This window comes from Ruegeria sp. AM5 (assembly GCF_056540645.1).
This window is the reverse complement of record NZ_JBQFXC010000001.1, coordinates 1-14,289: the sequence shown is the minus strand read 5'-3', so window position 1 is coordinate 14,289 and position 14,289 is coordinate 1. Positions and strand designations below refer to the sequence as shown.

14 protein-coding genes are annotated in these 14,289 nt (G+C 53.5%); 11 read left to right on the top strand and 3 right to left on the bottom strand.

Going from position 1 to position 14,289, the window contains the following annotated elements:
- Window positions 1-40 precede the first annotated feature (40 nt).
- Together thrC and ACR0AH_RS00065 are read left to right on the top strand one after the other, a co-directional pair.
- The gene (thrC, locus tag ACR0AH_RS00070; RefSeq protein WP_480589728.1) at window positions 41-1,438 is read left to right on the top strand and encodes a threonine synthase; all 1,398 of its coding nucleotides are present in this window, start codon (window positions 41-43) and stop codon (window positions 1,436-1,438) included.
- Window positions 1,435-2,223 (top strand): hypothetical protein, encoded by a 789-nt coding sequence (locus ACR0AH_RS00065; protein ID WP_480589726.1) that lies wholly within the window; start codon window positions 1,435-1,437, stop codon window positions 2,221-2,223. The genes thrC and ACR0AH_RS00065 overlap by 4 nt, the downstream gene beginning before the upstream one ends.
- Before the next feature lie 144 nt (window positions 2,224-2,367).
- Here the strand turns inward: ACR0AH_RS00065 and ACR0AH_RS00060 are convergent, their stop codons facing one another.
- Window positions 2,368-3,297: a LysR family transcriptional regulator gene (locus tag ACR0AH_RS00060; protein ID WP_480589724.1), complete on the bottom strand. Its 930-nt coding sequence runs from the start codon at window positions 3,295-3,297 to the stop codon at window positions 2,368-2,370.
- A gap of 80 nt (window positions 3,298-3,377) precedes the next feature.
- Between ACR0AH_RS00060 and ACR0AH_RS00055 the strand changes: the two genes are divergently transcribed.
- The 6 genes from ACR0AH_RS00055 (at window position 3,378) to ACR0AH_RS00030 (ending at window position 9,846) form a co-directional block, all read left to right on the top strand.
- Window positions 3,378-4,427, top strand: coding sequence for an ABC transporter ATP-binding protein (locus tag ACR0AH_RS00055; RefSeq protein WP_170567760.1), 1,050 nt, complete (start codon window positions 3,378-3,380; stop codon window positions 4,425-4,427).
- 78 nt (window positions 4,428-4,505) lie between these two features.
- Entirely contained in the window at window positions 4,506-5,750 is a 1,245-nt protein-coding gene (locus ACR0AH_RS00050) for an ABC transporter substrate-binding protein (RefSeq protein ID WP_029622133.1), read from the top strand.
- Between the two features lie 76 nt (window positions 5,751-5,826).
- Window positions 5,827-6,858, top strand: coding sequence for a carbohydrate ABC transporter permease (locus ACR0AH_RS00045; RefSeq protein ID WP_010442719.1), 1,032 nt, complete (start codon window positions 5,827-5,829; stop codon window positions 6,856-6,858).
- Window positions 6,859-6,868: 10 nt separating this feature from the next.
- Complete coding sequence (locus ACR0AH_RS00040) at window positions 6,869-7,750, top strand: carbohydrate ABC transporter permease (RefSeq protein ID WP_010442720.1); 882 nt, start codon at window positions 6,869-6,871, stop codon at window positions 7,748-7,750.
- A gap of 76 nt (window positions 7,751-7,826) precedes the next feature.
- The gene (locus tag ACR0AH_RS00035; protein ID WP_010442721.1) at window positions 7,827-8,825 is read left to right on the top strand and encodes an ester cyclase; all 999 of its coding nucleotides are present in this window, start codon (window positions 7,827-7,829) and stop codon (window positions 8,823-8,825) included.
- 25 nt (window positions 8,826-8,850) lie between these two features.
- A complete protein-coding gene (locus ACR0AH_RS00030) occupies window positions 8,851-9,846 on the top strand; it encodes a nuclear transport factor 2 family protein (RefSeq protein WP_480589722.1) in 996 nt (331 codons plus the stop codon).
- Between the two features lie 620 nt (window positions 9,847-10,466).
- On the opposite strand, the gene ACR0AH_RS00025 is transcribed toward ACR0AH_RS00030, so the two are convergent.
- Entirely contained in the window at window positions 10,467-11,420 is a 954-nt protein-coding gene (locus ACR0AH_RS00025) for an SDR family oxidoreductase (protein ID WP_480589720.1), read from the bottom strand.
- Between the two features lie 161 nt (window positions 11,421-11,581).
- On the opposite strand from ACR0AH_RS00025, the gene ACR0AH_RS00020 reads away from it, so the two are divergent.
- Window positions 11,582-12,472: an AraC family transcriptional regulator gene (locus ACR0AH_RS00020; protein ID WP_010442724.1), complete on the top strand. Its 891-nt coding sequence runs from the start codon at window positions 11,582-11,584 to the stop codon at window positions 12,470-12,472.
- Between the two features lie 161 nt (window positions 12,473-12,633).
- Here ACR0AH_RS00020 and ACR0AH_RS00015 read toward each other — a convergent pair whose 3' ends face one another.
- A complete protein-coding gene (locus ACR0AH_RS00015) occupies window positions 12,634-13,131 on the bottom strand; it encodes a MarR family winged helix-turn-helix transcriptional regulator (RefSeq protein ID WP_010442725.1) in 498 nt (165 codons plus the stop codon).
- 103 nt (window positions 13,132-13,234) lie between these two features.
- Here ACR0AH_RS00015 and ACR0AH_RS00010 point away from each other — a divergent pair, with 103 nt between their 5' ends.
- Window positions 13,235-13,603 (top strand): antibiotic biosynthesis monooxygenase family protein, encoded by a 369-nt coding sequence (locus ACR0AH_RS00010; RefSeq protein ID WP_480589718.1) that lies wholly within the window; start codon window positions 13,235-13,237, stop codon window positions 13,601-13,603.
- A 37-nt stretch (window positions 13,604-13,640) separates the two neighbouring features.
- Window positions 13,641-14,084, top strand: a complete 444-nt coding sequence (locus tag ACR0AH_RS00005; RefSeq protein ID WP_010442727.1) for a hypothetical protein — start codon at window positions 13,641-13,643, stop codon at window positions 14,082-14,084.
- Window positions 14,085-14,289: the final 205 nt, after the last annotated feature.

Sequence of the window (14,289 nt, the reverse complement as noted above, 5' to 3'; positions counted from 1 at the left end):
TCTTGCTAAATCCACAATATTAGAAATCTTGGAAAATGCCATGCTCTACTCAAGTACTCGCGGGAACGCACCCGCTCGATCTCTCCGAGAGTTGCTAAGCCGTGGAACTGCCGAAGATGGCGGTCTTTACGTGCCTGAGGCCTGGCCCGAACTTACATCCAGCGAATTGGCCACGCTGAGCGGGCGGGCCTACGACCAGATTGCATCGGATGTTCTGGCACTGTTTGGCGGAGCAGAGTGGCAACAGTGCGACTTCACCACAGGCATAAGAAAAGCGCTGGCCGGTTTCGAACGCAATGATGGCCCACCTCTGTCTCGCCTGGATGACCAGATGTGGAGCATGGAGCTTTTCCATGGCCCCACGCTCGCTTTCAAGGATTACGCCCTCGCCCCTTTGGCGGAAGCGATCGATCGGGAACTCACAATCACTGACAAGCGCGCGACCGTACTCTGCGCAACGTCGGGAGATACTGGCGCAGCCACCGCAAATGCCTTTGCGGGACGTTCGCGAGCCAATGCAGTAATTCTGTTTCCGGAGGGCCGCGTCTCTGATGTTCAACGCAAGCAGATGACCTGCCTGGGAGCCGCAAACGTTCAGGCAATTTCCGTTCGAGGCGACTTTGATGACTGCCAATGCCTAGTCAAAAACCTGTATCAAAGCGAAGCTGCCAAAGAATATAGCTATACGGCTGTGAATTCGATCAACCTGGCCCGGATCCTCCTTCAGGCGTCCTACTACATTTACGCTTCGGTCAAAATCCACAACGATTGCGGCCAACCCGTGAACTTTGCTGTCCCCAGCGGGAATTTTGGGAATGTCTTTGCGGGCTATATCGCGAAGCAAATGGGCGCTCCCATTGGGAAGTTGATCGTCACATCGAACGAAAATGATGTCCTCCCCCGGCTTTTCGAGACTGGTATGATGTCGAAGGCAGAGACAATACCGACGATCTCACCGAGCATGGATATTCAGGTTTCCAGCAACTTTGAGCGTATGCTGTGGATCCTGAAAGGACGCGACGGGAACGCAACGCGCGACATGCAAAAGCAGCTCGCTGAGCAGTCTATTTACGAACTTTCGCAATCCGAGCATTCAAGACTGACCAAAGACTTCGATGCGATGAAGTGCGGCAAAGATGATGCCTTAAACACCATGCGCCAGATCCATAAGCAGTTCGGCAAGATCATTTGCCCACATTCGGCAACCGGCTACTTCGCGGCGCATCAGCTGAGGGCAACGCTTAACGGACCCATTGTTGTCGCTGAAACAGCTCATCCGGCAAAATTCCCGACGGCAGTTGAAGAAGCGCTTGGAACACTCCCAGAAACTCCGGCGCGGCTGGAAGACTTGTTTGCCCGCGAAGAAGAGTTCGCAACTGTCGATCCGACGGTTGAAGCGGTGCAAAGTGTGATTGATGGAATATTCGCAACACCATGAAGCTGACGTGTGTAACCCCAGAAGTTCAATCTCTTCTGAGTGAACCGCGTGACATCCTCCTGATCGGGATGTCGGGAATTGGAAAGACGCTCCTTTCGAGCTTTTTGAACCAATCCGGGGCGTGGCGCTATGTGTCGATAGACGCCCAAATCCAGGGGCAGTATTTGCGCAAGCAGATCCTTGACGCATTCGATGCCGAGGTCAGCAAGGGAGCTATGCTGTCCAGACTGCAGGAACTGGGCATTCTCAACTTGGAAGACGAATTGTGCAAGGACACGCTTGCGCCATTAACTTCCTATTTGGGGATGCCTGGAGACCCAGACAGAGGCGGGATTGAATTCAACGAATATGTGAAACGGCAGAACTTTCATAGGCAGGCTGAACTCACCGCAGTCGAAGGCCTTCTTAGCCTGGAATCCGATCAGCCAGTTCTGGCTGATTCAAGCGGGTCGTTCTGCGAGTTGTTTGCGGCTGGTGATCCCACATTTTCTGCTTTGAAAGACAGATTCCTCATCGTTTCGCTTAGGGAGAGCGACGAACTCGTCCAGAACCTGATAGTCAGGTACGTTGAGAACCCAAAACCAATTTACTATCCTCCAGACCTGCTTTCTGAATATTGGAGCGAGCATTCAGAAATGGCCGGAGACCGAGACAGTGATATCGATCCAACGATGTTCGCGCTTTGGTCGTATCAGAAGCTAATTTCGGTCAGGCGAGATAAATTTGCGGCACTAGCTAGGCACAGCGACATATCTATTAGTGCCGCAGATTTGCGATACGCCTGAGTCTTCATCGACCAACGCGCCAGGCCATGTTGAGAAAGATCATTCTTCGAACACTATTATGTCTTGCGTCAAGTTGACCTCCATCACAGATACCAGCTTGTTTCATGTCGGAAAGTAGATGTGAGCCCCTTTTATGAACACGGCCTAGGCGGAAACAACTTCTATCAGTTGATTGATTAGCCAGATGTGTAGAGGACTATTGGCGTCTCGAATATGACGAACTGCATGGAGTTTGAATATTCCCCCTGCGATCGGTAGGGGTCGGTGGGATATATCGAACCTCCGAATGTTGTTATTTGCGGCCCGCTTAGGCAATGTCATCACAAGGTCGGAGCTTTCCACAATCGAAAGAGCGGAAAAAAGCGAAGGCACAATCGTCTGAATGTTTCTTCTAAACCCTTGAAGTTGCAGAGCTTGGTCGACCAAGTTTCTAGTAGGACCATGCGGTGAAATGAGCAGGTGGTTCGCCCTGGCTATTCGTTCAAATGTCAAATCTTCCTCCAAAAGAGGATGACCCTTGCGACCTACCAGCACGTAATCTTCTGAAAAGAGCTCTTCTGAAACAAAGTGATTTTCACTTTTTGCCGGAAAGTCGAAATATCCTATCGCGAGATCAATGCGCCCCTGCGTCAGGGCCTCAAGAGCTTCGTCGTTGAATAATGAAAATGCGTGGATATTGATGCCCGGACTCACCTTGCGCAGCTTCGCAACCAGCGGCGGAATTACCCCGGTAAGCTCGTAGTCAAATGCACCTATCTTCAAGTCGGTGGAAGTAGAACTCGGTTCGAATTCATCGGCACCTTCTAATGTTTGTGAAATGAGTCGAACAATTCTGCGAACTTTCGGTTCCAATTCGTGCGCCAAAGCAGTTGGTTCTAGCCCATGCGCGCGCCTTAGAAACAGCGGGTCATCATAGAGTTTTCGAAGACGCTTTAAGGCATGGCTGACGGCAGGTTGGGTCAGCCCCATCTCGCGCGCGACGGCTGTGGCCTGCCTGTGGCGCATGGCCCCGAGAAACACCAGGAGTATGGTGGTGTCGACAAGTCTGAGATCAATTTGATTTATATCACTCATAGAATGAATTCATTATTCTGAAAGTGGCTGACCGTCTAGCCTTATCTGAATCGTATGCAAGGCGATTCCGGGAGGGATAGATGGCGGAAATCCAACTTCGCAACATTGGCAAGCGTTGGGGCAGCTTCATTGGGGTGGACAATTTCGACCTTACGATTGCGGACAAGGAGTTCTTAGTCCTTCTGGGCCCTTCGGGCTGCGGTAAAACCACAACCATGCGGATGATTGCAGGGCTCGAAGACGCCAGCGAAGGCGACATTTTGATCGACGGCCTGCGGGTTAATGAAATGGAACCAAAGGATCGCGATGTGGCAATGGTGTTCCAGAGTTACGCGCTTTACCCGAACATGAACGTTTATGAGAACATTCGCTTTCCGCTGAAAGTGCGCGGCGTCGATCCAAATATCCATGACGAAAAGGTGCGGCGAGCCAGCGCGATGGTTGAGTTGGATGACTTCCTGCATCGGAAGCCTGCTGAACTATCGGGTGGACAGCGGCAGCGTGTGGCGTTGGCTCGGGCAATTGTACGTGAACCAAACGTTTTCCTGATGGACGAACCTCTTTCGAATCTGGATGCGAAGCTTCGGGTTTCGACGCGGGCGCAGATCAAAAACCTGAGCCACGAACTGGCGGTGACCACCATCTATGTAACCCACGACCAGATTGAGGCTATGACCTTGGCGGATCGGGTTGTGATCATGAAACAGGGTGTTGTGCAGCAAGTGGGTACACCTGTTGAGATCTACGACAGCCCCGCCAACGCTTTCGTCGCCAGCTTTATCGGCAACCCTGCAATGAACCTGATGGATGGCGATATGTCAGGTGGAACTTTCCGCGCACAACATGTCGACGTGCCGGGATTGAGTGCACCAGATGGCAAGGTCACCCTTGGCTTCCGGGCCGAGGACGCCAACGTCGTCGAAATCGGCGGCCAGATCAACGCTCCAATCTACACGATGGAACTCCTGGGTGACGCGACCATGGTTTCGGTTCGCATCGGCGGCGCGCTTGTCTCGGTAAAAGCAGACAAATCTTACCGCGCCGAGATCGGTGAAATCGTTTCGATCAACGTCGCCCCTGAACACTTCCATCTGTTTGATCAGAAATCTGGAGCACGCATCGGAAGCTGACACATGGGACATTCCGAAACAGCCGAGAAACCGGGTGCAAAGTTACAAGATGCGCCCAACATCAAAGGGAGAAAACACATGCTCATCAAAAAACTATTCGTTGCTGGAGCAATGGCAGGACTAATGGGGACGACTGCTTACGCGGCAGATTGCGGCCCGTCTGATCAGTCCATCCGTATACTTGCGAGTGATTTTCCCGCCATTCACGCTGTGGCGGGCACCGCAGAAGGAAATTGCGCCGAAGCAGCCTCAGAGTTTTCGCGCAATCATACGACCGAAGCCCGACAGATCATGAACGCGGCGCTCACTCCGGATCCTGCCGAATACACCAGCGTAATTGTAGCTAATTCAACACTGACACAATTGATGAATGATGGACTGGTCCGTCCGCTGAACGATCTAATCGAAAGCCACGGTCAGAATATTCCCGACAATCTAAAGATCGCCATTGACGGCAATGTCATGGCCATTGCTTTCATGGCTAATGCGCAGCACCTGTTCTCACGCTCCGACATTCTGGCGCAAGTGGGGATCGACAGCGCTCCGAGCACCTATGACGAGGTGATTGAAGCTGCAAAGGCGATCCGGGATGCCGGAATCATGGAATATCCCATCGTCATGAACCTGAAGACCGGCTGGAATGTAGGCGAGTCCTTTAATCTGGTCTTTCTTGCGCACGGTGGTGAGTTCTTCAAACCCGGCACCGCCGAACCAACTGTCAACAGCGAAGCTGGTATTGCTGCCTTGGAAACACTGAAAGCGATGGTGGAATACGCGCATCCAGACCATCTTACGCAAGCCTCGAACGAAACGCAGGGACTTTGGGAAGCTGGCGAGGCCGCACTTGGTATCATGTGGGGGTCTCGTGGAGCGCCAATCCTCGACGATGAAGGGTCAAGCGCGGAAGTTACGTCGAATACAGTTCTATCCGCTGCGCCCTCAGTTGAACCGGGTGGCATCCCCGGAGCAACACTATGGTGGGATGGCTTCACAATCTCCACGAATGTATCTGACGCTGAAGCAGAAGCGACATTCGCTGCACTGGCAAGCGCGTTGACGCCGGAAATGGTCGCGGCCAACAACGACGACGCTGTTTGGTTGCTCGAAGGATTTACGCCTGGCCCAGCGGCAGCTGGTGTTGCGGCAACTGTTCAAGGCGGGGCGCAACCGTACCCGATGCTTCCTCAGATCGGATTGCTGCACGCTGCATTGGGTTCCGAGCTGTCGGACTTCCTAAAAGGTGACGAAAGCGCCGAGAAGGCGCTTGCCGATGTTGAGGCAGCATACAGGACAGCGGCGAAAGAAGCGGGCTTCCTTCAGTAACTCCCCTGATCGAGCGCGCGAGGGGGGTACTTGTAAGCCCCCCTCAACCTAACACCCACCGACGGGGACATTTGACATGAAGCATCGCACATTCTTCTGGTTCATCCTGCCAACTCTTTCAGCAATGATTTTGTTCATCGCTCTGCCAATTGTTTCTGTCTTTATCCAATCGCTTTTCGTTCAACACGAACAGGTTCTGGTTGTTTCGGAAAGTTGTGGACCTTTTGGATGCAAGGAGTCCACCTCGGTCGATCTTGAGGCGACACAGAAACTTCGTGATGAAGCACCTTTAGGCAAGTTCAATGGATTGGGTACATATACAAACCGCTCGCACTTGGCCTTTGCCGAAATTGGCGAGGCTTGGGCAAACACCGAGACAATGGGCGAGTTCTGGCGAGAGCTGGGTGACCTGCCATTTTATAATGCTCTCACCTTTACCCTAGCATACACGTTCATAGTAACGCCGATGGTCCTGATCCTCGGTATGGCCGTAGCGGTGGGTGTGAACACCCTGCCGCGCAAGCTCAAGGGCGCAGCGATCTTTGTCTCACTCTTGCCCTTCCTTGTCACACCGCTGGTCGGCTCGCTGATCCTGTTCTGGATGGTGGATGGCGACGGTGTCATCGGCGCAACCATTCAAAACATCTTCAATGACCCGAACCTCAGCTTGAAAGCTTCCACCGGTCTCATGTGGTTCATGCTTATGGTATATGGTGTCTGGCACACTTTGCCTTTCAGCTTCATCACATTTTATGCCGGGCTACAAACGGTTCCCGCGGACACAATGGAGGCCGCGCAGATCGACGGAGCCTCGAAGTGGCAACGCTTGGTCTACGTCGTGGTGCCACATCTGATGCCACTCGTGACCTTCGTGACACTGATGCTGATCATGGACAATTTGCGGGTGTTTGAACCTATCGTGAGTTTCTCTGCCGAGGCCCACGCCCGGTCACTGAGCTGGATTATCTTTAACGACCTGCGCGAAAGCGGCAACCCACTCTACGGTTCGGCCGGGGCAACGTCTTTGATCACAATCTTCTTGGTTGTCATCCTGATGATGCCGGTACTCGTTCGCACTTGGCGCGATTTCACGCGCAAATCTCACTGAGGACAAGATCATGGCGAGAAAAGCAGAAACACGCATGACCCCACTGAAACTGTTCTCCTTCACGATGGTAGGGTTATGGCTGCTTATCGCAGCGTTCCCTTTCCTTTGGACCTTCTGGGGAAGTTTCAAGGTGCAAGCCGATTTCCTGTCCAAAGCGGATTGGATGAACGCCGTGCGAGGGACCAACACACTCGAACAAACCGGCAGCACATTCACTGGACAAGGCTATTACGGCGCGTGGGTGACGGAAGATTTTTGGTTCAACTTTAAGAACACCAGCATTGTCGTGTTCTTTACAGTCGTCATTTCCCTGACGTTCGGCACGCTTGGAGGCTATGCGCTGGCGCGCTCGGGTTTTCGGTATGCATTTTGGATTCTCATGGCCGCACTCGTGTTTCGTGCCATGCCACATATAACATTGGTTTCGGGTTATCTGTTGTGGTTCTTCGAATGGAATGTCTGGGGCATATTACCGACCACAATCATAGTGTTGGTGGCAATAAATCAACCCTTTACCCTTTGGATGTTGCATTCGTTTTTCAAGAACATCCCTAAAGACATGGACGAGAGTGCCATGGTCGACGGTTGTACACGTTTTCAGGCCTTCAGACACGTGATTGTTCCCGTAATGTGGCCTGGTGTAATCACCACCGGTTTGTTCAGCTTTCTGCTGGCGTATAATGATTTCACCGTCGCCGTGATGCTTCTCAGCGAAGAGAACGAGACAATAATCCCCGCAATCAACAGCTTCATGGGGACCACTCAAGTCGAAGGCAAGGTAATGTATGCGGTTGCCGCCGTGGTATCCGCAACAGCACCGCTGTTTGTCCTGATCCTATTCTTCCAGCGCCAAATCGTAAGCGGTCTGACCGCTGGAGCAGTCAAAGGCTAATACTATGAACGACGCTAGTCCCGTCTCAGACATACACACGCGAAACAAGGCGATCTTGGAGCCTCTTCGAAATGCGATGGTCAATTTTGAACTAAGTAACGTTCGCTCGGCCATTGCCGATATCTTTACGGCAGATGCGGTCATACACATGCCGCACCCGTTTGGTGATTTTTGCGGCCCGACAGACTTTTTCGACGCCTGCTATGTGCCACTTTTCGAAGCAATGCCCGACCTTGAGCGTCGAGATTGGATTGTAATGGCAGGCCGGACCGAGCGGGGGGATGATTGGGTCGGATGCGGCGGCCACTACGTTGGCACCTTTGTAGGGCCGTGGTTGGACATTCCGCCAACAGGGCACCTGACACATATGCGTTTTCACGAGTTCTATCGGATTGTGAACGACAAAGTTGTCGAAATTCAAACCCTTTGGGACATTCCGGAAGTGATGATGCAAGCCCAGGCTTGGCCGATGGCGCCGTCATTGGGGCTAGAGTTTTGCATACCGGGCCCCGCCACAAACGACGGCATCATACCCGGACCGTGGGACGAAGTGAAGGCGAACGCATCCTGCGACCACATCGTTACAATGCTGAAGCATATGAAAAAACACCCGAGTCAGGGCGGCCCCGAAAAGATGGAAATGCCGCGTTTCTGGAGCGAACGCGTCAACTGGTACGGCCCGGCCGGAATTGGCACAGGCCGAGGCATCGCTGGTTTCCGCAATTGGCATCAGATCCCGTTTCTGAATGGGATGCCGGATCGCGGCCGATACGTAGATGAAATAACCTATCATTTCTTCGGTGACGGCAACTATGCAGCCGTGACCGGGTGGCCGAATATGATCCAAACCGTGACCAACGATGGGTGGATGGGTATTGCACCCACGGGTAAACGCATCACCATGAAATCATTGGATTTCTGGCGCCTGGAAAACAATAAGATTCGGGAAAACTGGGTCATGGTTGACCTTCTGGATGCCTATCAACAACTCGGCGTGGACGTTTTTGCGCGATTGCGTGAATTCAACAAGGTGCGCGTTCCGGGTCGACTATCCTTCCCGATTGGAGACGCTTGATGCCGTCATACCAAGGACATTAGACATGAACGGTTTTGACCCAAAGTTTGTCGATTTGCCCGACTATATCATCAGCATCACGAAAGAACTGTGGGAAGACCGCCGCATCGCCAAACTGCACGACTATTACGCCCCAGATATTGTCGTTCGCTCGCCCGCGTCGGTTGTTGTAGGCAACAAGGACGTGATCGCAGCGACTATGGCGACGCTTTCGGAGTTTCCAGACCGGAAGTTGCTGGGCGAAGATGTGATTTGGTGTGGTACGCCAGAAGACGGAATGCTGTCATCGCACAGGCTTTTGTCGACGGCAACGCATACGCATCCCGGCGTTTACGGCGCACCCACGGACAAACAACTTCAATACAGGATCATCGCCGATTGCCACGTCATCAACAACCAGATCAACGACGAATGGCTTATTCGCGATCAAGGCGCAATTGTGCGACAATTGGGTCTGAACCCGAAAGAATACGCACGCGATTTGATTGAACGAGAAGGCGGACCGAGCAAATGCGTCCAGCCCTACTCTCCAGCGAATGATATCAGTGGTCCGTATTCCGGGACAGGCAATAGCAATATCTGGGGCGCGCGATTGGCGAACTTGCTTGAACGTTTGATGCACGCCGAATTCGAAGCAATCCCCGAAGAATATGAACGTGCCGCGCAGTTGGAGTATCCAGGTGGGGCAGCAGCTGTTAGCTTTGATGGTGCAGATCAATTTTGGATGGGATTGCGGGCCAGCTTCCCAACGGCTGAATTCAAGATACACCATATAATTGGTCGTGATGATCCCGCGATGCCACCTCGTGCCGCCGTTCGCTGGACGCTTCACGGAATACACGAAGGATATGGCGCATTTGGTGAGCCGACAGGTGCCGAGGTTTTCGTCCTGGGCGCAACCCACGCCGAATACGGTGAATTGGTTACAGGAAGACCAAAGCTTCGTCGTGAGTGGACCCTTTACGACGAAACAGCCATATGGAAACAGATCCTATTGCAACCGAAAGTAGGGTGTCATTGAGCGTTCAAGACAATGTTGAATGTCACCAGTGCCTGCGGTGTCTTTGCAAATTCGTATATCTCCAAAGTAATAGTCGTATCACCGGCAACACATTTTAGGCCGGCGAAATCAAAAGTGCAAAAACGTCAAAAAATTTACGTTCGACGCCGCATCCCGATTGATGCTCTCGCTCCAAGAAACCCGAGTCGTCTCAGAATTGCGCCGGGTTTAGATCTGGTTTCTGAAATCCGTCATTGGGCGCAGTGCCACGAGATCACACTCTATTGCGCATTGCGACAATAGTGGACGGACTGTCAAATGGCATGCTTTGCGACCACCGGATGTTCTGCGCCACGATAACACAGTACGAACATCGCAGTGGGGGTGTTATGTGAACCGCCTTCTGGTTGAGCGCACCACCCATCACCGCTTGTCGCGAACCACCCCACAAGTCTTCTGCCCATTCGGCCCGCAGAGTTGCCGTGACTTTCATCCAAAGCGGGCATTCGAAGACTCTACACCCGCCGTTCGGGCAGAATGCGGAAAACGGCGGGATTGAGCCCAAACCTCCCATATGCTGCACAGCGAACCAATGTCCGCTCTCTGAACTGGTGCGCTGGAAGCTGACTTCAATCAAGTGGTCAGAGTTTCCACTCGAACCCAACAGCTTTTTCAGACTCCTCCCAAAGCCGTGTCGTGACAGCTTTGTCATAGGCGTGAGCGTTCAGTGTGCCCTTGCCGACCGGGCCGACCGCTTCCATTCGGCCCGTCGGGCCGTAGAGCGCCCTTTGCTCGGTGAGGGCCTCTTCTGTCGCGCACATGACCTCTGGGTATGAGCCCTGTTCCGCAGTCTGTACCATCGGCGTCTTGGTCATCAGCCACCAGATGAACCGCATCGTGCGGCTGCCGCTGGTGGTTATGAGCGATGTGGCTGATGAGCCGGGATGACAGACGAAGACCTCGACTTCTCTGCGCCCTGCAGCGGCCAGCCGGTCCTGCAGCTCGTAAGCAAACATCATCTGCGCCAGCTTGCTCTGCGAATAGGCGGTGTTCGCTCCGTAGCCCTCATCCCAGTTCGTGTCGTCGAACTTGATGGTCTTGAGACCCATGTTGTAGCCGAGGCTGGCGACGACCACGATCCGGCCTTTGCTTTCTGCGATGCGGTCAAAGAGCAGACCATTGAGCAGAAAATGTCCGTAATGGTTGGTGCCAAGCTGGCTTTCGAACCCGTCGACGGTCAGCTTGCGCGTCGGCACCTGCGCGATGGCCGCGTTGTTGATAAGCGCGTCGATCCGAGGCACCGTCTTCAGAACTTCTTCGGCAGCCTCGCGCACACTGTCCAAAACCGATAGTTCCGTGCGGACGAAGCTCACGTCGGCTTTCGCGTCGAATTCCTGTCTCAGGTCCGCGATTGCCGCCTCGGATTTCTCGGCCGAGCGGTTCAGCATCACCACCTTGGCGTTCTTCTTCAGAAGAATGCGCGCGGCTTGAAAGCCTGCGCCAGCGTTGGCGCCAGTGATGATGTAGGTCTTGCCTGACTGGTCGCCGAGGCGCTCGGGTGTCCAGCCTTTGGGTCCGAATGTCGTATCTGCCATTTTCTGTCTCCTGCCAGCCCAAGCTGGCGGTTTAAGGTGTTGTTGCTTGAATGCACAGATAGAACCTGACTGGGCGCGAAAACAGGCGATATACTCTCCATTACTTGCCCAATCGTCTCAGCCCCATTGCAAAGATGAAAGTCCTCTGCCAGCTAGAGTGCATGAACAAAGACCAGATCAAAGACCTTATCGAGCGACGTCTGCCAAAGGCAGGCCTAGTCGATACCGCGTTGAAAGGCGTCCAGCTTTTCCGGGTGACCGAGGCCATGCCCTGCGTGCCTGCTGTCTACGAGCCCACGGTGGTGGCTATTCTCAGTGGCAGCAAGGAAGCTGTTCTGGAGGGTGAGCACCACGTCTATGGCAGCGACAAATACCTGCTGTGCCCCATGACTTTACCGGTGGAGGCGGGCACGCCATTGGCGTCCAAGGACGATCCTCTGCTCGGCGTGGTGATTACGCTGGAGCCACGGATGATGCGCGAGCTCACCATGGAAATCGAGGCCGCCGCTGGTGGCAACAAACAATTGCGGGATGGCGCGCCATCGGCTTTGGCATTGGCGTCCTGGGATAGTGGTTTCACGCAGGCACTGCTGCGGCTTCTCGATCTGCTCGACAATCCGGTTGATCTGGAGGTGCTCGGGCAGGGGCGAATGCGCGAGTTGTGTTACGCGGTGCTCATGGGCGAGGCCGGGGCCTCCGCAAGACGAGCCTTTGGCGTCGGCAACGAAATCGCGCGCACCATCGACTACGTCTCAAACCACTTGAATGAACAGGTCACCATCGACGATATGGCCGACCACGTCGGCATGAGCCGGGCGGTCTTCCATCGGCGTTTCAAAGAAGCCACGACAATGTCTCCAATACAGTTCGTGAAATCTATGCGGCTGAACAACGCCGCCATGAAGATTGCCGAAGGAAAGACCGTGTCGGAAGCGGCATGGGACGTAGGCTATCAAAGCGCGTCTCAGTTCAGCCGGGAGTTCAAACGGATGTACGGCCAGTCGCCCCGGCAATGGAGCCATGCGGCGCAGGGGCCCGAACGAATGGCCTAGGGTGCAACAGTGAGCTTACGTTTGAGACGAATGTCCGGTTGAGGTGGTGCTACGGTCAATAGGTGCGTTGTACCGAATGACGGGTTTGTCCGCAGAGCGGACATTTAAGCCTGGTACAGCTAAAGACTGCATTGAGCCCAAAATGACCGATGCTGCGCTCTCTATGAACGTCCGCTTTGAGACGGGCTCTGATCTTGTCGCATTGATGCTTCTTCGAGACGTGATTTAAGACGGTCAACAACATTTTGCGCTGTCGCAATATCATCTGGCGACAGACCTTCCGAGAGTTCATTCACCCATGGGACTTGCTTCGCAATCGCAGCTTCGTACAACTCCTGCCCCTTTGGAGTCATGACAACCAAGTGCGCCCGCTTGTGGTGTGGGTTCGACTGAAACTCCACTATGCCTTCTTTGCTTAATTCATTGATGATCCTTTGTACGCCCTGCCGGTGAACGCCCATCGTCCGAGCATGCCAGGCAACGGATTCCGGTCGATCAGAATATGCGATGGCACCAAGAATCTGCCATCGAGCACTTGTAAGACCGAGTTCTGACACGAGGCGATCACCGGCAAGCTGCAATCGACCGTTTAGCCGAAACACATCCAGTATCAACGCTGTCACGGCTTCTCCTTCTTCGGTTCTTCGCGCATCCGGCATGTCGATTCCTCATTTGATTTGACAACGTGTTGTCATTATGTTTGATGTTTCCCAAATATGACAACATGGCACCAAAACGAAGCTACTTTCAAGGAGTACCGAAATGGTAAGTTTCAAACCACTCGACCCTGAGTTTCCCATTGAGCGGCAATTGGGCATCGACGCTGGACCCGTCGTTCTCGTCAATCTCTTCACAGTCGATCCCGATGAACAAGACGCCTTGGTTGAAGCCTGGAAAAGCGATGCCCAATGGATGCAAAAGCAGCCAGGTTACATCAGCACCCAACTGCACAAAGCTGTTGGTGACGGCAGCATGTATATGAACTACGCGATCTGGGCGTCTGTTGCGAACTTCCGCGCGGCGTTTTCAAACCCCGAGTTTCAGCAGCAGCTCAGCCATTATCCCTCAAGCGCTGTGACCGCCCCCCATCTGTTTGAGAAGGTTGCGGTGCCGAATTGCTGCACGGCCTGACGAAATCCTTTCCAAATGCCAATTTGAGTGAGCCGCTATGAAAACAAAGATTCACGCTATTGCAGGGGGCATCGGCTTTGTGATGATCCTGCTCTTCTGGACATCAACGGCCACCAGCGAGCTCTTTGCGAGCCATGAAACAGTCGCAACCGTCAAGGCATTGATCTTGAAAGGCATGTTCATCCTCATCCCGGCAATGGCCATCGCTGGCGGGTCGGGCATGGCAATGGGCCGGAAACGCAAGGATGCACTTACGAAGGCCAAGAAAAGCCGCATGCCTGTCATTGCGCTGAACGGCTTGTTCATCCTCGTACCTGCCGCTTGGTTTCTGGCTGGAAAAGCCGCCGCTGGTGAATTTGACAGCACCTTTTACACGGTTCAGGTAATTGAGTTGATCGCCGGGGCTGCCAACCTCACTATGATGGGACTGAACATTCGCGACGGCTTGCGAATGACCGGTAGAATTCGGAGGCCTCGCTGAAAATGTGGTTCCAATCCATACATTGGCCAATTTGACGACATTCGAGCAAACGCAGCGAATTGGCGCTCTGTCCGCATACCGGTCGTTTGCTGCAACTTGCTTGAATGTCCACTGTGCGGAGATAGTGTTGAAAAAGTCGGTTGATTGGTTGGTCTGGCGCTGATTCACTCGTTTTGAGAGTGGAGGACTTAGCAATGATGGGACC